We start from the raw sequence: 362 nt of genomic DNA on the forward strand, positions 1-362 counted from the left end.
GGCTGAACGCGCAGCTTCGTCCGTACCAGAAGCAGGGGTTCGACTGGCTGGCGTTCCTCTGGGGTCACAGCCTGGGCGGTGTGCTCGCGGATGACATGGGCCTCGGCAAGACGCTGCAGCTGCTCGCGCTGATCGCGCACGCGCGAGAGGCAGGGGAGACGCGCCCGTTCCTGGTGATCGCCCCGACCTCGGTTCTCGGCACCTGGCGCAGCGAGGCGGCCCGGTTCGTGCCGGGTCTGCGGATGCGGATCATCGAGGGCACCGCGTCGCGCCGGGACGAGCGCATCGCTGACGCCGTGCAGCGGGCCGACGTCGTCGTCACCTCGTACACGCTGCTGCGTCTCGACGACAGCGAGTATGCG

1 protein-coding gene is annotated in these 362 nt (G+C 70.2%); it reads left to right on the forward strand.

Annotated elements, in window-relative coordinates:
• Positions 1 to 362 (forward strand): SNF2-related protein (locus tag KI686_RS15925; protein WP_237590313.1); only part of this gene is annotated, 362 nt, incomplete at both ends.

The organism is Polaribacter sargassicola (assembly GCF_021991835.1).
Classification (GTDB): domain Bacteria; phylum Bacteroidota; class Bacteroidia; order Flavobacteriales; family Flavobacteriaceae; genus Polaribacter; species Polaribacter sargassicola.